This window comes from Amycolatopsis sp. NPDC005232 (genome assembly GCF_040607795.1).
Lineage (GTDB): Bacteria > Actinomycetota > Actinomycetes > Mycobacteriales > Pseudonocardiaceae > Amycolatopsis.
Map to the genome: position 1 here is coordinate 40,777 of NZ_JBEXHL010000010.1, position 21,972 is coordinate 62,748.

At 69.9% G+C, this 21,972-nt stretch carries 18 protein-coding genes and 1 other RNA gene; 3 read left to right on the top strand and 16 right to left on the bottom strand.

What is annotated here, in order from left to right; genetic code table 11:
* Nucleotides 1–11: 11 nt before the first annotated feature.
* Nucleotides 12–365: a hypothetical protein gene (locus ABZU76_RS20420; RefSeq protein WP_354871691.1), complete on the bottom strand. Its 354-nt coding sequence runs from the start codon at nucleotides 363–365 to the stop codon at nucleotides 12–14.
* Nucleotides 366–869: 504 nt separating this feature from the next.
* Here ABZU76_RS20420 and ABZU76_RS20425 point away from each other — a divergent pair.
* On the top strand, nucleotides 870–2,063 hold the full coding sequence (locus ABZU76_RS20425; RefSeq protein ID WP_354871693.1) for a hypothetical protein: 1,194 nt from the start codon (nucleotides 870–872) through the stop codon (nucleotides 2,061–2,063).
* Nucleotides 2,064–2,911: 848 nt separating this feature from the next.
* Here the strand turns inward: ABZU76_RS20425 and ABZU76_RS20430 are convergent.
* The 9 genes from ABZU76_RS20430 to rnpB all read right to left on the bottom strand — a co-directional run bounded on the left by ABZU76_RS20430 (nucleotide 2,912) and on the right by rnpB (nucleotide 13,443).
* Nucleotides 2,912–3,226 carry a hypothetical protein gene (locus ABZU76_RS20430; RefSeq protein ID WP_354871696.1) on the bottom strand — a complete coding sequence of 105 codons (315 nt, stop codon included), beginning with the start codon at nucleotides 3,224–3,226 and terminating at the stop codon, nucleotides 2,912–2,914.
* Nucleotides 3,227–3,935: 709 nt separating this feature from the next.
* Nucleotides 3,936–4,934 (bottom strand): C40 family peptidase, encoded by a 999-nt coding sequence (locus ABZU76_RS20435; protein WP_354871698.1) that lies wholly within the window; start codon nucleotides 4,932–4,934, stop codon nucleotides 3,936–3,938.
* 4 nt (nucleotides 4,935–4,938) lie between these two features.
* Nucleotides 4,939–5,547, bottom strand: coding sequence for a hypothetical protein (locus tag ABZU76_RS20440; protein WP_354871700.1), 609 nt, complete (start codon nucleotides 5,545–5,547; stop codon nucleotides 4,939–4,941).
* A 3-nt stretch (nucleotides 5,548–5,550) separates the two neighbouring features.
* Nucleotides 5,551–7,623, bottom strand: a complete 2,073-nt coding sequence (locus ABZU76_RS20445; protein ID WP_354871702.1) for a magnesium transporter — start codon at nucleotides 7,621–7,623, stop codon at nucleotides 5,551–5,553.
* Entirely contained in the window at nucleotides 7,620–10,592 is a 2,973-nt protein-coding gene (locus ABZU76_RS20450) for an ATP-binding protein (protein ID WP_220246513.1), read from the bottom strand. The genes ABZU76_RS20445 and ABZU76_RS20450 overlap by 4 nt, the downstream gene beginning before the upstream one ends.
* A 3-nt stretch (nucleotides 10,593–10,595) precedes the next feature.
* On the bottom strand, nucleotides 10,596–11,084 hold the full coding sequence (locus tag ABZU76_RS20455) for a hypothetical protein (protein WP_220246512.1): 489 nt from the start codon (nucleotides 11,082–11,084) through the stop codon (nucleotides 10,596–10,598).
* Nucleotides 11,085–11,096: 12 nt separating this feature from the next.
* Nucleotides 11,097–11,363, bottom strand: coding sequence for a hypothetical protein (locus ABZU76_RS20460; protein ID WP_220246511.1), 267 nt, complete (start codon nucleotides 11,361–11,363; stop codon nucleotides 11,097–11,099).
* Nucleotides 11,364–11,822: 459 nt separating this feature from the next.
* Complete coding sequence (locus tag ABZU76_RS20465) at nucleotides 11,823–12,680, bottom strand: hypothetical protein (protein WP_354871705.1); 858 nt, start codon at nucleotides 12,678–12,680, stop codon at nucleotides 11,823–11,825.
* Nucleotides 12,681–13,047: 367 nt separating this feature from the next.
* Nucleotides 13,048–13,443: RNase P RNA component class A (rnpB, locus tag ABZU76_RS20470), an RNA gene on the bottom strand.
* Between the two features lie 203 nt (nucleotides 13,444–13,646).
* Between rnpB and sfnG the strand changes: the two genes are divergently transcribed.
* Both sfnG and ABZU76_RS20480 read left to right on the top strand, forming a co-directional pair.
* Nucleotides 13,647–14,573 (top strand): dimethylsulfone monooxygenase SfnG, encoded by a 927-nt coding sequence (gene sfnG, locus ABZU76_RS20475; RefSeq protein ID WP_354871707.1) that lies wholly within the window; start codon nucleotides 13,647–13,649, stop codon nucleotides 14,571–14,573.
* A 224-nt stretch (nucleotides 14,574–14,797) separates the two neighbouring features.
* Nucleotides 14,798–15,838: an Atu2307/SP_0267 family LLM class monooxygenase gene (locus ABZU76_RS20480; protein ID WP_354871710.1), complete on the top strand. Its 1,041-nt coding sequence runs from the start codon at nucleotides 14,798–14,800 to the stop codon at nucleotides 15,836–15,838.
* A gap of 89 nt (nucleotides 15,839–15,927) precedes the next feature.
* Here the strand turns inward: ABZU76_RS20480 and ABZU76_RS20485 are convergent, their stop codons facing one another.
* The 6 genes from ABZU76_RS20485 to ABZU76_RS20510 form a co-directional block, all read right to left on the bottom strand.
* Nucleotides 15,928–17,628, bottom strand: coding sequence for a hypothetical protein (locus tag ABZU76_RS20485; protein WP_354871712.1), 1,701 nt, complete (start codon nucleotides 17,626–17,628; stop codon nucleotides 15,928–15,930).
* Nucleotides 17,629–17,761: 133 nt separating this feature from the next.
* A complete protein-coding gene (locus tag ABZU76_RS20490) occupies nucleotides 17,762–18,730 on the bottom strand; it encodes a PHB depolymerase family esterase (protein WP_354871714.1) in 969 nt (322 codons plus the stop codon).
* Nucleotides 18,731–19,513: an amino acid ABC transporter ATP-binding protein gene (locus ABZU76_RS20495; RefSeq protein ID WP_354871716.1), complete on the bottom strand. Its 783-nt coding sequence runs from the start codon at nucleotides 19,511–19,513 to the stop codon at nucleotides 18,731–18,733.
* Nucleotides 19,510–20,265, bottom strand: a complete 756-nt coding sequence (locus tag ABZU76_RS20500) for an amino acid ABC transporter permease (protein ID WP_354871719.1) — start codon at nucleotides 20,263–20,265, stop codon at nucleotides 19,510–19,512. The genes ABZU76_RS20495 and ABZU76_RS20500 overlap by 4 nt, the downstream gene beginning before the upstream one ends.
* A 12-nt stretch (nucleotides 20,266–20,277) precedes the next feature.
* On the bottom strand, nucleotides 20,278–21,135 hold the full coding sequence (locus ABZU76_RS20505; protein WP_354871722.1) for a transporter substrate-binding domain-containing protein: 858 nt from the start codon (nucleotides 21,133–21,135) through the stop codon (nucleotides 20,278–20,280).
* The gene (locus ABZU76_RS20510) at nucleotides 21,132–21,959 is read right to left on the bottom strand and encodes a creatininase family protein (RefSeq protein ID WP_354871725.1); all 828 of its coding nucleotides are present in this window, start codon (nucleotides 21,957–21,959) and stop codon (nucleotides 21,132–21,134) included. The genes ABZU76_RS20505 and ABZU76_RS20510 overlap by 4 nt, the downstream gene beginning before the upstream one ends.
* Nucleotides 21,960–21,972: the final 13 nt, after the last annotated feature.

Here is a 21,972-nt window from a genome sequence, read left to right on the forward strand (position 1 = left end):
CATCCGGCAGGTCACTTGCGCCAGCGGAACGGGATCTCGGTCGGGTCGCCGGTGGGGCCGAACTCGCCGCCGTCGGGGTCGTCGCCGTTGGGGGGTGTGGCGGTTTGCGGTGGGGGGTTGGGGTTGTCGGGGTGCTGGTCGAACCAACCGCGCACCTGGGGAATGCCGCGTGGCGGGGTGGGGGCTTCGTCGGCGGGGTGGCTTTGGGGTGCGTTGGGCTGCTGTCCGTGGGCCGTCTGCTCCGAGAACCCCAACGGCACATCCCTCACCTGCGCCCCCTCCGCCTGCCCCCGCTGCCCCGCCAACTTCCTCTCCATCGACGACGGCTGCGGCAACCCCGGCTTCTCCTGAACGGGCTGGTTCACCTCGGGCACCACCGGCACCACCGGCTCCTTCCCGGGAAACACCGGCGGCGCAGCGCGATACACCCGCGCTGCAGCGGGCGGCGGTGCCACGGGTCCGGTCTCCTGGCCGGGGAACACGGGCAGGGGCCGGCCGTCCGGTCCTAGCGCGGGTCGCGGTTGCGGCAGCTCAGGCCATGGGGCACGCACTTCCTGTTGGCGCCAGCCAGGCTGCGTGCCTGGTTGGGGCAAGCCGCTCGCCGGAGCAGCCGGCTGCTGCCCCTCCGGCTGTGCACCTGGCTGGGGCAAGCCGCTCGGCGGAATCGCCTGGTGCGCACCCGGTTGCGGCACGCCACGCTCCGGAACCGGCGGCTGCTGCCCGTCCGGCTGTGCACCTGGCAGCGGCAAGCCGCTCGCCGAAATCGCCTGGTGCGCAGCCGGTTGCGGCATGCCGCTGGCCGGAGCCGCTGGCTGCGCCCCTTCCGGCTCTGCACCTGCGAGCGGCAAGCCGCTCGCCGGAGCCGCCTGGTGCGCACCCGGTTGCGGCACGCCACGCTCCGGAACCGCTGGCTGCGTGCCTGGTTGGGGCAAGCCGCTTGCCGGAGCAGCCGGCTGCTGCCCGCCGGGGCCTTGCACTCCGCTCGGCTGGGGCAAGCCACTCGATGCTGTCGCTGGCTGCGCGCCAGCCGGTTGCTGCGGGCCGGGCTGGGGCAAACCGCTTGTCGCCGCGAATGGCTGCGCGGCAGCTGGCTGCTGCGCAGCGGGCTGAGGCGACCCGCTTGCCGCGCCCGCAAACTGCGGCTGCATACCACCCGGCACAACGCCGCCCGACTGCGGCTGCCTCCACTGGCCGCCCTGCTGCTGTTGTGTTGTCTGTGCACCACCCGACTGCTGATCGCTCGCCGCCTGCTGATGGGCCCACCCAGGCTGCGGCTGCGCTGCACTCGGCTGCCCGTTCGCCTGGGGCGCTGCCTCGCCCGGCTGTTCCGGCGCACTAGTCACCGGTTGGGTCGGCTGATACTCAGAAGGTTGCTGCGCTTGGCTCAGCTGCTCACCGCCAGCAGGCTCGGCAGCACTCCTCGGCTGGCCGTCCTGCGGATGACCGGCAACCTGCTCCGCCTGCGCAGCCGGAGCCTGACCTACCTGCGCGGCCGGAGCCTGAACTGTCTGCGGGACCTGCGCCGGTGCAGCGGCCTGCTGAGCCGACGGGTACTCCCCTTGCGGCCGCCCGTTCTGCGGCTCCGCCGCCCCCGAACTCTCGGTGGGCGGCTGGTGCTCTACCTGCGGAACTTGCTGCTCCGGCGCGGCGATCTGCGACGTCGGCTGATCGGCCGGCGCCAGCTCCGGCTCAGTCGTGGAAGGCACCTGCCTTGGCTCGGCCTGCGCATCCACCGGTTGCTCGGATGCTTCGACATGCGGAGTCGGCTCGGGTGCGGGCAGTTCGGCGCTCTCGGCCCGACCTGCCGCAACGGCAGAAGCCGCCTCATCCGGCTGCTCCACCTCAGCCTGCGGCGAAGCCTGCTCAATCGCAGGCCGGGGCTCGCTCGCGGCGGCCTCGGCAGCCACTTGATCAGGCGACTGCGGCGAAAACTCACTGGCCAAAAACGCCTGCGGCTGCTCTTCCACCAGCGGCGATCGGTCCAGTGCCTCCGCTTGGACACTCGGCGACTGCGCCGAAAACTCGGGCGCCGACGGCTCCTGCGGGTGCACATCATCGTGTGATGGCTGGTCCGGCGACTGTGACTCTGCCTGCGCGATCGGCGACAGTGTCGAGGATTCGGTCACCGGAGATGTGTGCGGCTGGTCATGCGGGGGCGAATGGTCGGGCGATTGCGACTGCTCGGCCGGGAGGTCCGCCGGCGGGCTGGTCAGACGTGCAGGCTGCGGCTGTTCGTCCGGTCGTGGCGGTTGCTGGGCGGCGTCCTGCGCTGGCGACGGGGCTGCCGGTTCCTGCGGTGGCTCGGAAGTCTGTGATGGAGATTCGATGAGATCCGGTGCGCTGGGGTTGGGGTCCCCTGCAGGCTCGGCCACTGGGGCATCTTCCGGATCTGCGGTAGTTGCCGTGGGCTCGGCCGGGATCGGTGGCGTGTCGGCAGCGGGTGGCGTTGTGTCGCCCGAAATGGGTACAGGGGCCGTTTCCTCCGCAGCCGTGGGCTCGACGGAGGCGTCGGTTGCCGAAGGGGCCGGAGAACTGGTGCCGGTCGGTGGGTCGACCGGTGCGGGAGCCGGAGTCTGGACAGGCTCTGGTTCCGTCGGCGGAGCCGGCGGCTGAAGGGGCGCGGGCTGCGTGACCGGTTCCGCGGCGTGCGGGGTCTCGGGCGGGAGCAGGCCGGGGTCGGGCGTCTCGGCAATCGGCGGCTGGACCGCCGGAGGAGCCGGTGGTGGCTGCGGAGCCGAGGTCCACTGTTGGGTGGAGACCGGGATCTGAGCGGGAACAACAGGCACCGACGCCGAGGTGGTCTGAGCGGTCTCGGGTGCCGCGGCTGGGACTCCAGGTCCCGCAGCGAAGCCCGGCGCGCCGAGGCCGGGGCCGCCGGCGTTGGGAGAGCCGGTGCCGAAGGTGGCTGCGTTCAGGTCCGTGGCACCGGTGGCGAAGGTTGAACCACCAGGGTGACCTGCGGCGGAGTGTTGCCAGCCGGTTGCCTCGGGCAAAGGGCCGTTGGGCGGCGCAGCTTGTGATGTCGGGTCGAAACCAGGGTGCGGTGGCCCGGCGGGCGTGGTCTGGAAGCCAGGACCTCCCGTGCCTGGGCCGGCATTTGAGACAGCAGGACCCGGAGCGACAGGACCCGGACCAACAGGGCCAGCAAGACCAGCAGGACCCGGAGCGCCAGAAACCGGACCACCAGGACCAGCACGACCAGGAGCGCCGGCACCAGGAACTTCACCCTCACCAGGATGCGGCACCGTCCGCCACACCGGCGCCGGGCCGATGTTCATCGCTGCGGGCGCCCGCAGCGGTTGAGAAGGGGCGGGAGCGGCAGGCCGCGGCTTGGGCTTCGGAATCGGATCCAGGCAGGACACCAGAACGGTCGTGTTCAGCGGGTCGTCGACCTTTCGCCCGCTCCGTTCCCGGTAGATCATCTCGCCTTCGGTGTCGATTTCGACGAGGTAGCCGGCCTCCGCGAGTTGTTCTTCGTCCAAGTCGACGAGCTTTTCGTAGCGCGACGGCACCACGCGGTAGATCGGCCACGCCAAGGCGGCGTGTTCGGCGTGGAACTGGGCCAGCAGAGCGGCCATCTGTTGTTGCCACGGCAGGGACATGCCCTCGGCCAGGGAGCGGGGCAGCACGACGTACCCGGGGTCGACGCCGGGCCAGCCGTGGGCCAGGTGGTCGGCCAGGGGGGTGCTCGACGCGGGGTGCGCGGCCTGCCGCGGAGGCTGGGGCGCACCGAACAACGTTGCCGGGTCCTGGGGCTCGCCCTGGCCGGGCTTGCCTCGTTTGCCGAATTTCCGTGCCACGTGTGTCATCCTCTGCCAGCGCGCGGCCGCGTGCTCGTGGACAGGCCGCGACTTCGGGTGAATCCGCGGCGCCGGTCAAGCGCCTTAGCGGTCACCCCGGTCCGTGTCAAGAGCCGGTGACTCCCGAACTCCATGCTAGACGCCGGGGCGCACCGCCTGCGGCACCACTTCGGCCTCATCGAAGGAGAAGGGGCGCACGTGCACGGGCACGCCCGTCTGCTGGGCCTCGACGATCTTGCCGTCGCCCAGGTACATCGCCACGTGGTGGATTGTGGACGGGTCGGCGGGGTCCGTCGCGAGGAAGATCAGGTCACCGGGCTGCGCCTCGCGCACCGGGAGCATCGCGCCGGCCTTGTACTGGTCCTGGGAGACGCGCGGCAGGATCACGCCGGCCGACTCGTAGGCGCGCAGCATGAGACCGGAACAGTCGTACGCGCCGGGACCGGTCGCGCCCCACACGTAGGGCTTGCCCTGCTCCCCCAGTGCGAACTTGATGGCCTGCGCCGCCGCCTGGCTGGGCGGGAGCGCGGCTCCGAGGCCCTGGCCGCAGCCGGACGCGTCGACGACCTGGCCCAGGTTCTCGATCAGCACGGAAGCCATGGCTTCCCACTTGTGGTAGCGGTCGGGGAAACCGGAGCGTTCAACGGCTTGCGCGGCGTCACCCGGGCGTTCGTTCTGCCAGTCGGGCACGGCGAGGAGCACGTCGTAGAACTTGTTGATCGCGTAGTTCGGGTCGGTGACCTGGGCGACGCTGCCCCAGTTCATCGACGGGCGCATCTGGAAGATGCCGAGCGAGTCGCGGTCGCCGTGGTTGAGGTTGCGCAGGCCCGACTCGGTCATGCCGGCCTGGATCGCCACCTGCCAGGCGCGCGGGGCGAGGCTGCGCTGCTTGCCGATGGAGATGATGAGCGAGACGATGCCGCGCTGATCGTCGTCGAGGTTCTGCGCCTGCCCCGCACCGGTCTCCGGCTGGCCGGGCTGCGTGGGGCCGATCGCCGCGTCGCACGAGGTGTTGAGGATCCCGCCGGCGGCGGCTTCCTGCTGGTCCACCACGACTTTCGTCACGGTGCTCGCGGTGAGCACCGTCGCGAAGACAGCAGCGACCAGCACCGCGACGAGGATAGCGATCTTCACCGAGTCAGCTCGCCTGGTCGTAGTCCGAAACCCGCCACCCCGCGCCCGTGTTGACCACGGTGATGGACAGCTTCGGACCGTCAGTGGGGACGAGGACTACGACGGAGCTGGTGTAGGAGGACTGGACCGTCGCGTCGCCGGTCACGCGCGTGGCCGGGATGTTCGCGGGGTCCACAGTGGACATCTGGGGCAGGAACTCGTCGGTGGTCAGGGTGCGCATGCCGTTGAGCCAGTCGGCGTTGGTGATGCCCGCGGGGTGGTTGACCCAGGCCGTGGCCCACTGCTTGGCGACGTTGACGGCCTCGGGGTTCGGTGCCGCGGACGTCGGGGTCAGCAGCGGGCTCGACAGCCGCGTCGGCAGCGTCGCGGTGGTCGGCACGGGTGCCGCGATACCCGGCGGCTGCGACGTGGTCGTGGCGACCGAAGTGCTGCCCGGCGCGCCCGGCGTCGCGGTGGCCGGCTTGCCCATCACCTTCGGCAGCACGATGCCAAGAGCGGTGACCACGATCGCCAGGAACACGATCGTGCCCACGAGGTGGCGCGGCGAACGCAGCGGATAGCCCCACAGGCGCCGGTAGACCGCGGTCCGGCCGCGGTTGGTCCGGATCGGCACGCGTCACCGCCCCATGAGCTGGTCGGTGTCGCGGACCTCGATGCCACGGGAAGGCCGGTACAGCACGAAAACGGGCTTGCCCGCGACCACTTCCGGGTCGACCCGGCGCGGCTGCGCGCGGATGCCCGGCGGCGTGTAGACGCCTGCCTGCTCCGGAATCGACTCCGGCGAGGCGTAGCCGCGGTCCGACGAGCCCATCCGCGACGGGACGACAACCGGCTCCTGCTCGTCGCTCCAACGCCGGTCGGCCACCGGCGACGTGTCGACGCGCCGGCTTTCCTGCATCGGCACGCGGCGGCCGCCGACATAGTCGCCCGGCTCGCCCGTGACCGGGTTGTACTGCGAGAACACCGGCGCTCCACCGCCGCCCGAGGTCAGCGCGGCGCGCTCGCCGGCCGACCCGACGGCGCCGGGCCACGGCGCACCCGACCAAGCGGCGGCCGGACGCGCGGAGCGGGAACCGTTGTCGAGCCGCTGGGCGCTGGCGAAGACCGCGGCCTCCGGCCGGTAGCGCCCGCCGCCGACGGTCGCGCCCATCGGACCGCGCGCTTCGCCGTCGACCACGTCGTCGGTGTCGCGCACGTTCTGCCAGAACTCGTCCTGCGGCGAAGGACCGGCCTTCTTGCGAAAGCGGGAGAAAATGCCGCCGTTGGGCGAAGGCACCGCGGCACCCACGACGTTGACGGACATCTCGACCATCTGCCACAGCCGCCGCACCGGCCGTCCGACGAGGAACAGCAGCACCGTGATCAGGCCGCCGAGCACCATCTGCGTGAGCAGGTTGAGCGAGCTGCCGGCGTCGAAGATCGCCTGCAGCAGCAGCGCGTGCACACCCGCGAGCACCGACAGCACGACCAGGTTGAACGCGATCCCGCCGGCCACCTTCAGCACGCGGCGCAGGATGTCCGGGTGCAGCAGCGCGACGAGGCCGATGAGCGGTGCGGTGAGCGTGAACAGGCGGATCAAGACCTGTGCGAGGAGCACGGAAGCCTTGGCCAGCAACTGGAACAGCGAGTAGACGATGCTCTGGCCCAGCGCCAGGAACCCAGCGCCGGTGCGGCCGCCGGATTCGCCGGTGAAGTAGCCGGTGGCGGGGCCGAGCTTGCCGGAGATGTCTTTGAAGGCAGCCTTTTTGGCGTCGACGACGTTTTGTTTGCCGTCGTCGCCGTTCACGAGCTGGTCGCGGGTGAACGCCTGCGCGTCAAGCAGCGGTTTGCCGAACTGGTCGGCTTGCGGCGCGGTCGGCGAACCGAACTCCCCGCGCAGCCAGTTGTCGTAGACGATCTGGGTGTGCAGGTTCGTGGGCAGGATGTCGCGCACGATCCGGTCGGAGCTCTCGTCGACGAAGCCCGCCTGGATGTTCGTGGTGGTCTGGACGATCGCTTTGTCGATCGGGTCGAAGTACCGCAGCATCGCCAGCGACGACGCCGCGAGCCACACCCCCGCGAGCGCGTACAACGCCCGTTTGCTCACCGCCGCGAGGTCACCCCGCCAGATCTGGCGGAACAGCATGATCGACAGGATCAGTGCGACGAGCCCGAACAGCTGCGCGTAGATGTTGTTGTAAACCTTCTCCGCGCCCGATTTCACCGCGTTGTAGATCGGGTTCAGCAGCCCGCCCTCGAGCACGGTGTAGTGCAGCGAGTTGGTGGCGCCGACGATGTTCTTGCCGACGTTGAACAGCTGGTTGCCCGCCCACGTGTCGATCGTGGAACTGGGCGAGGCGATGGCGGACAGCGCCGTGCAGTTGGTCTGGTAGGTGTTCCAGACCATGCCCGCGTAGCTGTAGTCGATGTACGCGCTGCCGGGCTCGCCGTGGCCTTCCGGCGGGTCAATCGCGCCGACCATGCCCGAGCCGGGCCGCTCGGGGTTCGGTGACTCACCGCAGGCCGCGGCGTTGGCCGACGGCGCCATGAGCACCGTCTGCAAGCCGAGGATCGTGATCACGGCGAGCATGGCCGCCCGCCGGCTCGGCTGCCGCCGGCCGGGTTTCGGACCTTCCCTGATGCGCCGCTTCAGCGCGTGCCAGCCAGCGGCGAACGACAGGACGAACGCCAGCGTCCAGACTGTGTTCACGCGGCATCCCTGCCGGTACCACCCTTGCCGCCGGCCCGGGCGTGCCGGTCGGGGGAGTGTCCGTTGGCAGGTTGTCCGTTTCCGTTGTGCACTGCACCCTCCACCTCGCCGGTCTCGGACGCGAGCGGGTCCGGCGAGCCGAGGAGCTGCTCGTCGGTAAGGCCGACTTCGAGCTCGGCCTGGAGCTCGAAGTCGTGTTCCAGCTCGTCGTCCTCCGGTGGGGTGGGGACGTAGGGGGCGGGCGCTTCCTCGTGGGGTCGCACGAGGGCCGCGCCCGGCTTGGTGCGCGCGTCGGGGGAACCCGGGGTGGTGTCCATGACCGAGCGCAGCTGGTCGAGGTGGGGGCCGGAGAAGTCGACGCGGATGCGTTCCACGCCGCCGGCGCCGTCGCCGAAGATGAACTGGCGGGGTTCCACGTCGCGTTCCGTGCCGCGTTGCGCGCCGGGGCGGCGGCCCAACGCGGCGACGACCTGTTCGTAGCCGACGCCGACGGGAACCTTGAGCAGGCGCAGGGCGTCGGCCTGGGCGTCGTCGTCGTCGAGGCGGCCGACGAAGACCGAGTCGAGCAGGGCGACGAATCCCTGGATCTTCAGGAAGTCGGCCGGGATCTGCGAGGACAGCAGCACGCGGACGTTCCACTTTCGCGAGTCACGCGCGAAGCGGTTCATCAGCACGCGGCCGGTCGGGACCTCGGAGAGGAAGAACGCCTCGTCGATCCAGACGCCCTTGCGCTGTTCCTTCGGCTTCTCGTACACCGACCGCTGCGTGAGCCACGCCGCGAGGTTCAGCATCTCGACGCCGAGCGACTCCGCGTCGGTCCAGTACTCGCGCGGCACGCCGTCCTTGGGCAGGGTCAGGCCCGCCATGGTCAGCACGGTCATGCGGTCGTCGCGCGTCTCGGAGTACGGGTCGGCGCCGCGTTCCGGGATGAGCAGCGCCATGCGTTCGCGCATCTCGTCGAGGAAGTCGGCGACCACGACGGCGTGCTCGTGGTGCTCGCTCGAGTCGCGGCGCAGCGCGTCGATGACCTGGCCCGGGTCGGCGTCGAAGCGACCGCCGACGGCGCGGACGGCGCGCAGCAGCACGATCCGCGTCTGCGCCATGCGCGACACCTCGTACGGCAGCACGCCCGTGAGCACGTCGAGTACCAGCCGGCGCCGGGTCGCGCCGGCGAGCGCCTTTTCGCGCCGCCACGAGCGTTCCGGGTCGTCCTCGTCCATGAAGTGCTCGAGCAGCGGGTCGGCGACCACGCGGTACGGGTTGAGGATGCCGGGCTGCGCGTTGAGCAGGTTGATCGGCCGCGCGTACGGCCGCAGCTCCGGCAGGTCGCACAGCCGCGCCAGCGGTCCCGACGGGTCGAGGATCGTCCAGTGCGCCCCGGCGCGCAGCGTCTTGTAGACGATGCCGCCGCCGAGGAACGACTTGCCGCCACCCAGGCCGGCCACCATCGCGGTGAGGCCCGAGCCGTCGCGGATCTCCTGCGCCATCCACGGATCCCACGCGACCGGCCGCCGGGTCGCGGTCACCGTCTCGCCGAGCAGGATGCCGCGCCGGTCGCCGACCTCCGCGGTGGCCGTCGGCACGGACGACGCCGTCCACACCACCGAGCCGCGGCGCATGTACGCCGCCGACGCCAGCGGCTCGCCCGGGATGAACTCCCGCGCCATCGCGTACTGGGCCTCGGGGTGCTCGATCGCGACCTTCGGCTTGTACAGGTCGAGCAGCTGCTGGGCCAGGCGCAGCGCGTCGCGCTCCGTCGGGCCGGAGACGGCCAGGCGCCACCACGAGCGCACGCGGGTGGCCAGCGCGGTGAAGCCCGACGTCATCTCGTCGTCGATCTCCAGCACGCGCCCGGCCTGGCGCGCAAGCGATTGCGGCGGCTCCAGCTCGTGCTCGTCGGTGTAGTGCTTGACCTGTGAGCGCACTTTGTTCATCTGGCGCTGCAGCTCACCCGCGACCTCTTCGGGCCGGCGCACGTAGATGCGCGCGGACACCTCGACGGCAGCGGGCAGGCGGTCGGCGTGCTGGATCCACGGGTCGTCGACCTCGGGGATCTGCAGGCCGTGCATCTGGCCGACGGTGAGCACGGCAAGGTGCCGCGACACGCCGGCGTTGGACCCCGTGCGGCCACGGACGGTGACCGTGGGCGCGTACGGGTCGGCGTGGAAGTCGGCTGCGTCGGTGAAGCTGGCGAGGTCCTCGGGCTCCCACGCAGCGCCCGGCACGGCCGGCATGTTGCGCGGCGCGGGCAGGCCCAGCGAGCACGAGCGGTGCATCAGCCAGGACATCTCCTCGGCGTGCACCGGACGGCCTTCGAGCCCGGCGGTGCCGATGACCTGGTCGAGGTGCTCGACCTCGGAGTCGAGCGCCACCAGCTCGGCGTCGACGGCCTCGGGCAGGATCTTGCGCAGCACGGGGGCGGCGCGTTCGACGGCGCGGTCGACCATGCGCCGGGTCTGCACCTGGACGCCGAGGTAGACCTCTTTTTCGGCCATCGAACGGCCCATCAGCTGCTGCTGCTCGCCGATCAGGTAGTCGTCGAAGGAAAGGGCGCCCGGCACGTCCTGGGGCCGGCCGACGGCGTTGTGCACGTGGGCCTCGGCCCACATGCGGATCGGATACGGCCGGTTGGTCACGCGCAGGTGCAGCCAGCGGCCCTGCAGCTCCGCGTACTGGCCCGCGATGGCCGCGATCAGGTCGCGGCGCTGGGAGTCGGAGCGGAACGACCACCGTTGGGGCGCGAGCCGGTACCAGGCGTACACCTCGTGCCCGGTGCGCAGCAGGTGCCCGTCGATGCTGCGCGCCGCGATCGATGGCGTGTACGCGGGTATGGCCTGCTCACCGGGCAGCCTCTTGCCCGCCGAGGAGTTGTTCCTCGGCGAGGGTTGCCGGACCTGCTGCGGGGTTTCCCAGGCGCCCGTGGGCACGCTTCGATCCCGCTTTCCTCGGCTTCCGCCGCGACCGAACAACGACTACCTCCCGGCCCGAGCCGCGGGGCGGCTCCGGCGCGCTCGTGGTGCTCCCTGTGCTCCGGCCGAAACCCCGGTGCCCTGGCCGTAGCCGTGGTGCCGGTACTGCCGCCTCCTCTTGTGCTTCGGCAACGGGCGCTCGGCCCGCACGCGGATGCGGCTGGCGCTGACGGCGCCGCCCGTGCCCGCGGGCTTCTCACGCGGTGTGTTGAGCTCGCGGCCGGCCATCCCGATCACCGCGCCCAGCGGGCGCTCGTGGCTGATCTTGGCGGTGATCAGCCGGGTGATCACGATCGTGGCCACGAACGCCCACGCCGTGGAGAAGAATCCGAAGCTCCAGCCGGCCCACCGTTCGATGGTGAGCACGACCAGGAAGATGGGTATGCCGATGAGCCACGCTACGTAGCGGGCTCTCCAGGGAAAAGTCGCCTTCGGCGGGCCGAGCCAGACGGCGTCGACCCGGTAGACCTCGTCATCCGTCCTGATGCGCACGCCTGCTCCGCCTCAGCCCGTGAACAGGCCGGCGATCCACTGGCCCACGTTGACGCCGGCGCCACTGACCGCGAGTCCGATGATGGCGAGCGCGATGACGACACCGGCGAGCCTGCGCATGACACCGGCGTTGTCACCCTTGCCGCCACCGAGCCAGAGCAACAGGAGCGCGACGGCCAGCAACACCAGGGGGACGACGTTGTCGAGCAACCAGTTTCGGACGTTTCCGGTGCCGAGTTCGCCGGCAGCCAGCGTCTCGAGCGTGGTCATGGTGGTCATCGCGATACTCCCGGTGCGCGGACGGTCCCGCGCGCTTCTGGCTTCGGCGAAGCCTTGAACAACATCATGGCGTCACAAGGGGTAGTGGTCAAAGCGCGCTGTGTAAATGTCGACTTGTGGACACGGATGGGGCTGGGGTCGTCTGGTCAGAATTCCTCGCCCTCCATCATGGGGGCAAGGGTGCTTGGGATTAACCCCGGCCACCCGGATTTCGCAGTGGACTCACGAACTCACCCTGCTGGGAGTGTTTTGCTCACTCTCGGTACTTCGCAAGTGGTCGATATCCGGCCGGAGCCAGTGTGGCATGCCCCATTCGGCCTCTCCGAGTGAGCCCGCAGTGTCACCACCACGCTGCCCCAGGGTCGCCGGGAGCAGTGAGGCGCTTGTCACGATACGCGCAAGTCAGGCCGGGATTTTCACTACATAGCGTGATGCCGGACATCGGGCACGAGAGGTGCCTTATCGGGAAGAGGTCACCGCTCGCGGAAACGCGCCGGCCTTGACGACGGCACGGCTCAGCGGCCGACACAGCTCGGCGAGACGGGCGGATTTTTCCTCACCCAGGTGCCGCCAGGGGTCTTCGGAGGCGGCGTTCGTGGCGGCCTCGACCCGCTCACGGAGGTCGGCGCCCTTGTCCGTGAGGTCGCCGTCGGGGCCGATGACGCCTTGGCTCGCCAGGCGGGCGACCTCGGCGTCCCACTGCTCATCGCTCCAGCCGCGCGTGCTCTTGGCCATGTCGGGCGTGAAGCCGGCGCCGCTCGCGACGTGCGTGACGAGGGCGGCCAGGCCGTCGAGGCCGTGGAGCATGAGGGCGGCGACGTGGGCGTCGCCGCGGTGCTCGCGCAGGAGCGTGAGGGCGTGCCAGAGGACGAGGTGCGGCTTTTCGGGCCAGGCGAGGCTCGCGTGGCCGGCGTAGAGGGCTCGGCCTTCCGGGCCGCAGCCGTCCGTGGCTTCGCGCGCGAGCTCGGCGGCTTCGGCGGTGGCTTCGGCGTGGATCTCGTCGCCGAGGAGCCGGCTGAGGGCGGCGTCGACGGCGGTGAAGCGGGCTTCGATGATTTGTTCGGGTGTGGCGAGGGTCCAGGCGCGCGGGATGTGGCGTTCGACGATCTCGGGGTTGAAGTTGTAGAACGTCGCGGCCACCACGTCGGCTTTGACCGCGCCCATCGGCGCCGAACGGCTGGCGAAGTACGTCATGCGCCCGGGCCGGAGCCCCGCGGCGGTGAGGTGCTCTTCGGCTTCGGGGACGAAGTAGATCAGGGAGTGGAGGGTGTCGAAGGTGCCCTTGAACTTCTTCGCCGCTTCGGCTGCTTCGCCCATGGGCGGGATGCTACCGGGCGGTAGGTGTTGGTGTCTTGGGGTTGGGGGCGGGTTCTTGGCAAGCACCGCCCCGCCGGACACACCCCCGCCCTCCTCGGGGGGCGTCCCATGCCCAGTCTATCGGGCACCCCCGACAGTTCTGGGGGAATTCGCGCAGGTCAGGGTAGTTGTCCACAGCCCGATCGGGTGGTGATGGAGAGAGGTGTGCCGCGGCTGAATTGCGCCGGGCATGGTGCCGTGTGCGGAGCCCGCACACGCAACGTGGCCAGGGGCAGCGTCGGCCGAAGTCGGCGCGCACGGGGGCGGCCAAAGCTGTGGTAGCGGGGCCGAAGCAGGTGCCCGGGACGGCAGAAGCCCCAAAGCAGGGCGGACGAGTTGGCGTGTAAGCCGGATCCTGTGCCCGGCGCGGCCTCGCGGCCGGTCGGGCGACGGTCATCCATCTCGGCCTGCCGTTGCCGGCAGGCTCCAGCGGCCTACCCGCAGGCATCGGACGGGCCGTCCTCAAGCGCCTGCGCAGGAGCGGCAGCTCCCTCTTGGCCTTGCTCCGGGTGGGGTTTACCTAGCCACCCCGGTCACCCGGGGTGCTGGTGGTCTCTTACACCACCGTTTCACCCTTACCCCCGTCCGGAGACGGGGGCGGTCTGTTTTCTGTGGCACTGTCCCGCGGGTCGCCCCGGGTTGCCGTTAGCAACCACCCTGCCCTGCGGAGTCCGGACTTTCCTCGGACCGGGTCACCCCGATTCGCGACCGTCCAGCCAACTCGTCCGCCCCGGAATCGTACCCGCGCACCGCCGGACGGGCGCGCGGCGGGGCGAGCAGTTCGACGACGCCGAGCGTCACGATCACCGCCAGCGCCACGAGTTCCACGACGTTGATCAGGTCCACGGCCACCAGCTCCCTTCGCAAAGGGGAGTACGGGCCCCGCCCACAACCGGTTCAAGTCGATCAGCGCAATGTCCTTTGTGGATGATCTCACGCCCTGGACCTGCGTTGACGCTGCTCAGGGCCGACGGCGCCTCCTACCAGGACGAATCGACCGGCTTCAGCCTAGCGCTGCTGCTGGCGACGCAGCGTCTCAAGGTGATCGCCGCGATCCACCCCGGCCTGTGGCACCCGGGTGTGCTCGCGAAGTTCGTCGCGAGCGCCGACGTGATCTCCGGCGGGCGCGCGGCCATCAACGTTGTCAGCGGCTGGTTCAAGGACGAGTTCACCAAGCTGGGCGAACCGTGGCTCGAACACGACGAGCGCTACCGCCGCACGGAGGAGTTCATCACCGCCGTGCGCGAACTCTGGACGAACGACCACGCCGAGTTCGGCGGCGACTTCTACCGCATCCACGACTTCGACATCAAGCCCAAGCCCGAGGTCTCCCCCGGCCGCCCGCACCCGGAGATCTTCCAGGGCGGCAACTCCACGGCCGCCCGCAAGGTCGCCGGTCGGGTGTCCGACTGGTACTTCAGCAACGGCAAGGACTACAACGGTTTCACCGAACAAGTCGAAGACGTCCGCGCCATCGCGAACGGCCGCACTGTCCGCTTCGGACTCAACGGGTTCGTCATCGCCCGCGAATCCGCCGCCGAGGCCGAAGCCGTGCTGCGCGAGATCATCGAGAAGGCCAACCGGCCGGCTGTCGAAGGATTCCGTTCCGCTGTCGCGCAGGCCGGGAAGTCCACGGCGGACAACAAAGGCATGTGGGCCGACTCCGAGTTCAAGGATCTCGTGCAGTACAACGACGGTTTCCGCACCCAGCTCATCGGCACGCCGGAACACATCGCCGACCGAGCGATCGAATACAAGAAGCGCGGCGCGAACCTGCTGCTGCTCGGTTTCCTGCACTACTTGGAAGACGTGGAGGACTTCGGGAAGAACGAGCTGGCTGAAATCTCTGCCTAGGCTCCGCCTAGGCGTGCGAGATCGCTTCAAGCCGGCCTCTTCCCTCCCGATTTTCGCGCGGCCCAGGGGCCGCGCGAAAACCGCTCAGTCCAGAAGCCGGCGCGATCCCGCGGTGGTGTCTGCTGAGTCAATTCTGCTCCGGTAGTGCGCCCGCTGCCGTCCCCTCGTGTGGGTACCCAGCGCGTGGCGAGGTGCGGTTGCCGTGGTGGTTACAACATCGGGGCATGACGAAGTATTCGGTCACCCTCGGACTCGACACGTTCGGGGACGTGCTTTCCGACGACGGCGGCACGCCCGTCAGCCACGCCGAGACCATCCGCGGCCTGGTGGAGCACGGCGTGCTCGCCGACCACGTGGGCCTCGACTTCTTCGGCATCGGCGAGCACCACACGGTGGACATGCCGCTCTCGGCGCCCGACGTGGTGCTGGCGGCGGTGGCGTCGCGCACGTCGCGCATCCGGCTGGGCTCCGCCGTCACGGTGCTGAGCTCCGACGACCCCGTGCGCGTCTTCCAGCGCTACTCGACGCTCGACGCGCTCTCGCACGGGCGGGCGGAGGTGATCCTGGGGCGCGGGTCGAGCACTGAGTCGTTCCCGCTGTTCGGCTACGACCTCGGCGACTACGACGAGCTGTTCGACGAGAAGGTGGACCTGTTCTCCCGCTTGCTGGAGGAGAAGCCCGTGACCTGGTCCGGGCGGCTGCGGCCCTCGTTGAGCGGGCAGGAAGTGGTGCCGCACACGGAGACGGGCCCGATCCCGGCGTGGATCGGCGTCGGCGGCAGCCCTGAGTCCGTGCTGCGGACGGCGAAGTACGGGATGTCGCTGATGCTCGCGATCATCGGCGGCCCGGCCGCGCGGTTCAAGCCGTTCGCCGACCTGTTCCGCGACGTGCAGCGCCGCCTGGACAAACCGCAGAAGGCGATCGGGCTGCACATGCCCGGCCACATCGCCGACAGCGACGAGGACGCGATGGAGGAGCTGTACCCGCACTACGTCGACGTGCTCACCCGCGTCGCGCGCGAGCGGGGGTTCCGGCCGCCGTCGCGGGAGCAGTTCCTGGAGGAGGTCTCCGAACGCGGCGCCTGGCACGTCGGCTCGCCGGAGACGGTGGCGCGCAAGATCGCCGCGTCGCTCAAGACGGTGGGGGCCACGCGGTTCGACCTCAAGTACGGGCTGGCCGGCCTGCCGCGCGGCTCGGTGCTGCGCAACATCGAGCTGTACGGCACGCGCGTGGCGCCCATGGTGCGGGAGCTGATGGTGGACTGAGCCGAGGCGGCGAAGGTGTCGCGGCTCAGTCCACCACCACGCCTCAACCCTGGGGAGCGGCGGCTGCCGCAGGGCGCCGGACGCGACCGTCAGACTTGCGGCGGGAGGGCCGGGCCCGTGGTGCCGAGTTGTTCCTGCGCCACCACTTCCGGCACCGGCCACGTGATCCCCGGCGGCGGGAACTTCTGCCCGGTCTTGGCGAGGAAGTCGGCGGGCGGTTCGTACATCGGCGGTTGGACGCCGTCCGGGATCATGCTCTTCCAGTTCGCGTCGCGCGTGCGTTCGGCGAACTCCTGCTGCATGCGCCGGAGCAGTTCGGGCTGCGTGATGAGGTCGACGGCCGTCGCGGCGAGGTACTTCGCGGCAGAGAGCGCGGCCTGGTGGCCGATGTTGGTGGCCGCTGTGGCCGTGACACCCCAGTTGTGGTTGGGCAGGCCCGGTGGGAACGTGGCGATGAGCGCGGTGACCTTCGGGGTCCGCCAGCTCACGTCGGCGGTGTCGACGGACGGGCCGCCGAGGAACATCGGGTCGGGTGCGGTGAGCGGCACGAGTTCGGTGGGCATGCCGATCTCGGGCTTGCCGAGCGAGCGCTGCAGGGCTTTCGCCAGTTCGTGGTCGGCGGCGGTGAACTGCGGCGGGCCGATCTTGGCCATGTTGTCGTTGAGGACCTCGGCCGCGACCTTGTTGCCCAGCGAGTTCCACGTGCCGGAGTGGAACTTGTGGATCAGCTTCGTCTGGCTCGCCTGCGCGGCGGCGTTGGCGCAGGCCACGATCTTGTCGTAGAGCACCTGCGCGCGAGCCGGGCTGCCTTCGCGCACGAAGAACCAGATCGAGCACATGTCCGGCGTCACGTTGGGGGCGCCACCGCCGTTGATGATGGCGTAGTGGAAGCGCCCGGACGCCGCGACGTTCTTCTCGCGCAGGAACTCGCTCATCGTCGCCATCAGCAGCGCGCCGTCGAGGCCGCTCTTGTTGCCCAGCGGCGTCGCGCCGTGGCCGGCGGCGCCGAGGAAGGTGAACGTGGCCGACATGAGGGCCGACGTGGTGCCCCAGTCGGCGCGGGTGACGGTGAACGGGTGCCAGTCGAGGTACCCGTCGAGGCCCTCGTAGAGCCCGGCTTTCGCACTGTACGGCTTGCCGACCAGCTGTTCCTCGCCGCTCGCGCCGAACACCTTGAGCGTGGCGACGAGCCCGTTCTGCTTCATGGCCTTGCTCACGGCGATGGCGGCACCGATCGACCCGGCGCCGAGGGTGTTGTGGGCGTCGCCGTGGCCGGCGCCGTAGGTGGGGCCGTAGGCGTCGTAGTTGTAGACGAGCGGGTCGTGCGTCGAGACGCCGGTCTTCTGCGAAAGGCCTGGTAGCGCGTCGTATTCGGCGTTGAAGCCGAGGATGGGCTTGCCGGAGCCGTAGGTGGCCACGAACGCGGCGGGGAAGCCGCCGGCGCCCCATTCGATCGTGAAGCCGTTGCGCCGCAGCAGCTCCGCCGAGTCGAGTGCGGAGTTCCACTCGCGCAGCGACAGCTCGGCGTGGGACCAGACCTTGTCCGACAGGCCGGTCACCGCGCTCGCGTTGTCCCGGAGCCAGTTCAGCGCGGTCGTTTTGCCGGGGCTGTCCTGCGCCACGCCCGTGGGCGCGGTGTACGTGGCCGGGTCGACGCCGATCTTCTCGTCGTAGCCCAACGTTGCACCGAGTACCGGATCGGCGGTGTACATGGCCGCCAGCGTGGCCGCCCCCGTGACCCCGAACGCCTGTAGCGCTCGGCGGCGTCTCATCTGGTAGTCCGAACCCATGACTGTTCCCCTCTTTGACTTGTGCGACGAGCCAAAGAGATCTGACCGGCAAGCGACCCCGGCGACAATGGTCCGGACAAAAGAAATGCCCGGCCGGGCGCAGTTGCGCGCCCGGCCGGACATCACCGAGGGATCAGCGGAACAAACCCGAACCCAATGTGTGGCTGTTGAAGAAGCTCCAGATCACGTCCTGGGCCTTCACCGTCTGCGTAGCCGAGCCCGGGCCGCTGTCCACGAGCTCGCCGGGCCAGGTGTGGCCGGCGCCGAGGATGCGGTAGTGGGTGACCGAGGCGTTGACGGCGCAGTTCTGCCACGAGAACTGGATCACGTCGGAGCCGATCGGGGTCTCGACGGGCGTCGCGGCGCAGTGGTTGTGGTTCGCCCAGTTCTGGGCCCAGTCCATGAGGTAGGGGATGGGCTCGCTGTGGCTGGTGCCGCCGTTGTACTCGATCGTTGGGTCGGCGGTGCCGTGGAAGTCGACGATCGGGGCGGGGACGCTCGACGAGCAGCCCACCGTGGTGCCCGGGTAGAACGCGCCGGCGATCGTTGCGAAGGCGGCGATGCGCATCGGCAGCTGGCAGGCCAGCAGCGACACGAAGCCGGCGCCGTTGGACTTGCCGGTGGCGAAGATGCGCAGCGGGTCCACGCACAGCGTCGCCTGCAGGTGGTCGAGCAGGTCGCCGACGAAGCGGACGTCGTCGACGCCTTCCGCGGCGTACGGGGCGCTCTGCCAGGCGCGCTGGTCGTCGAGACCCTTGGCGCCCACCGGGTAGACGGCGATGGTGTCGAGTCCGTCGATGCCGGAGAACTCTTCGATGTCGCTGCCGTCGCCCTTGCGGCCGTGGAACGCCATGACCACGGGCTTCGGGTGGCCGGGCTGGTAGTTCGCGGGCAGGTGGATCAGGTAGTCGCGGGAAAGCCCGCCGGAGGTGATGGTCTGCGTGACCGTCTGCCCGAGCGGCAGCGAGGTCGACTGCGCGGTGCAGCCCATCGAAACCTTGGGGTAGTTGCGCACGGAGGGGGTCGCGGACGCGGTCTGCGGCACGACCGCCGTGGCGGTCAGCGCAAGCGCGGCGACAGCGGCGAGCTTGGCGAATCTCATTCAGAGCACCTCGTCGAGGAAGGACCGGAGCCGGTCACTGCGGGGGGACTCGAAGAACTCGGTGGGGTGGGCGGCTTCCACGAGCCGTCCTTGGTCGAGGAACACGACCTGCTCGGCGACCTCACGGGCGAAGCGCATCTCGTGCGTCACCACGATCATCGTCATGCCGCGGGAAGCCAGGTCGCGCATCACGGCGAGCACGCCTTTCACGAGCTCGGGGTCGAGTGCGGACGTCGCTTCGTCGAACAACATCACCTCGGGGTTCATCGCCAGCGACCGCGCGATGGCCACGCGCTGCTGCTGGCCGCCCGAGAGCTGGGAGGGCCGGCGGTTCTCGTACGCCGCGAGCCCGACCGCCGCGAGGTTCGCCCGTGCGGTCTCCACAGCTTCGTCGCGAGACACGCCGAGCACCTGCTGCTGGGCGAGCGTCACGTTGTCGAGCACCGTGTGGTGCGGGAACAGGTGGAAGTTCTGGAACACCATGCCGACGCGGGTCCGGATGCGGTCGACGTCGGCGCCCTTGTCGGTGATGGCCTGGTCGCCGATGAAGATGCGCCCGGCCGTCGGGATCTCCAGCAGGTTGGTGCAGCGCAGCAGCGTCGACTTGCCGGAGCCCGACGGGCCGATGATGCACGTGGTGGTGCCGCCCGGGGCTTCGAGCACGATGTCGTGCAGCACCGGGGTGTTGCCGAAGGTCTTGTCGATGTGCTCGTAGCGGACGGTCGTCCCGGTGGTTCGGGCGGTCGACGACGAAGCTGTCGCCGCGGTGCTCGACTGCGTCATACCAGTGCCTCCTCGGTGCGCACGGCCGCCGGCGCGGTCGCCGCGGCGGGCCGGCCTTCGCGCATCCGCTTGTCCCACTTGTTCACCACGTAGGTGAGCGGCACCGTGATCGCGAGGTAGAACAGGCCAGCGGCGACCAGCGGTGAAAGCGAAGCGTTGTTGGTGGACGTGTCCTGGGCGATCGCGAACATCTCCCGCTGCCCGGCGGCGAGGCCGAGCAGGTAGACCAGTGCCGTGCTCTTGATGACCAGGATGAACTGGCCGGTGAGCGCCGGCAGCACGCGGCGGAAACCGATCGGGATCACGATGAGCCGCATGGTCTTCGTGTGCGACATCCCGAGGCTGCGCGACGCTTCGACGATGCCCTTGTCGACGCTCTGGAAGCCCGAGCGGAAGATCTCCGCCATGTAAGCGCCTTCCATGAGCCCGATCGCGAGCGCCGCGTAGCCGTAGGTCCAGTTGCCGAACATCGTGATCCCGGCCAGCGGCAGACCCTGGCCGATGAGGTAGATGCTCAGAATGTGGGGCAGGCCGCGCAGGATGTCGACGTACCAGCGGCACGGCAGGCGCAGCACCCGGAAGCGCGACATCAGGCCGCTGGCCAGGAAGATGCCGACCACGAGGCCGATCGCGCTCGCGAGCACGGTGAGGAACAGCGTGTTCAGCAGCCCCTCCTTCAGCAGCGTGGGGAGCGTGCTGCCGATGAGGTCGAGGTCGAAGAACGTGTCCCAGATTTGTTTCAGACCGTCCATGGCACTGTCCTTTCAGGACCCGTCGGCAGCGGTGACGCCGGGGCGCTGCTGCATGCCGGGGTAGGCCTTGAGCATGTCCGACGGGATCGCGACGCCCTTGGGGTTCCACTTGTCGAACAGCTTCGTGTACGTGCCGTCGGCGATCACGGCCTTGAGCGCGTCGTCGAGCGCTTTCTTCAGCTCGGGCTTGTCCTTGGCCACGGGGAACGCGGTCATGCCGCTGGTGATCGCCGGCGAGGCCTGGTAGTCGGGGTGCTTCTCCAGGAGGTCGTTCGTGGTCGCGACACCGGTGAACAGCCCGTCGACCTGGCCGGCCGTGAGCGCGTTGGAGCTGGCCGCGATGTTCGGGAACTCCTTGACCGTCACGGTCGGCACGCGCTTCTTCACGAGCGGGATCAGCTCGCTGCCGCGGGTGATCGCGATGGTCTTGCCGCCCGAGGCGTCCACAGTGGCCAGCGCCGCGCTCTTGCGGGAGATCAGCTGCGCCTGCCCGTAGTTCACCGCGGTGGTGAAGTCGGTGACCTCCTGGCGCGGCGGTGTGACGAGCGTGCCGAACGCGGCGGAGTCGTACTTGTGGTTGCGGATGTTGGGCAGCATGCTTGCGAAGTCGGTCGCCGTGTAGTCGGCGGTCAAGTTCATCTTCTGCGCCATCGCCTGCGTGAGTTCGATGAGGAAGCCGGTGGGCTTGCCGCCGTCGATGAACGACGTCGGCTTGTCGTCGGAGCGGAAGGCGAAGTGGACCTTGCCGGGGGTGGCGGTGCCGAGCGGGTTGGCGGCCTGGTCGTCGCTGCCACCGCAGGCGGTCAGCGTGAGGCCGGCCGCGAGCACGAGGGTGGCCACTCCGAGACGGCGTCGGGTCGGGGCGGTCATGGCGTCTCCTGGGGAATGCGGGTGAGGGTGGGGGCGGTCTGGCGTTCCGGCAGGTCGAGGAACTCCTGCAGGAAGCCGCTGATGCGCTCGACGGTGGCTTCCACCAGCCGAGCACCGATGTCGACGGACGACTTCGTGGCGTCGCCGAGCGTGCCGGTCTTGCTCAGGTCGTGATAGGACTGTGGAAAGTGGATCCCCGGCCGCGAGCGGCTGAGCTTGCCCGCCTGGTCGAGGTCGTCGAAGGTGGAGCTGCCGGGGGTGAGCCGCTCGGGGAGCACGAGGTCCGGGTCGGCGAACATCGCCTGTGAGGTCTCGATTTCGCTGGAGTGGCCGCCGATCCGGCTTTCGGACAGCTTCGACACGAGGTCCGAGACCACGGGCGTGATCCCGCTCCACGCGATGTGCAGGTCGGGCAGGTCGGTGCGCAGCCGCGTGACGGCGACCTCGACCGTCGCGTTGTTGCCGCCGTGGCCGGTGAGCACGTAGACCTTGCGCCAGCCGTGGCGGTGCAGGCTGGTGACGAGCTCCACGATCACCTGCTGCAGCGTGATCGGCGACAGCGTGAGCGTGCCGGGGAAGGCCATGTGGTGCTCGGAGACCCCGACGGGGATCACCGGCGTCACCACGACCTTCGGCGAAAGGTGTTGCGCCACAAGGTCTGCGACGACCTCGGCCCGGGTGGTGTCGGTGCGCTGCGCGAGCCCGTGGCCGTGCTGCTCGGTGGCTCCGAGCGGCACGATCGCCACGGGGGCGTGCGGGCGCAAGTCGTCGATCTCGGGCCAGGTGAGGTCGGCGAGGCGGTGTGAACGTGGTGCGATCGGCATGGTGTCTTTCCGG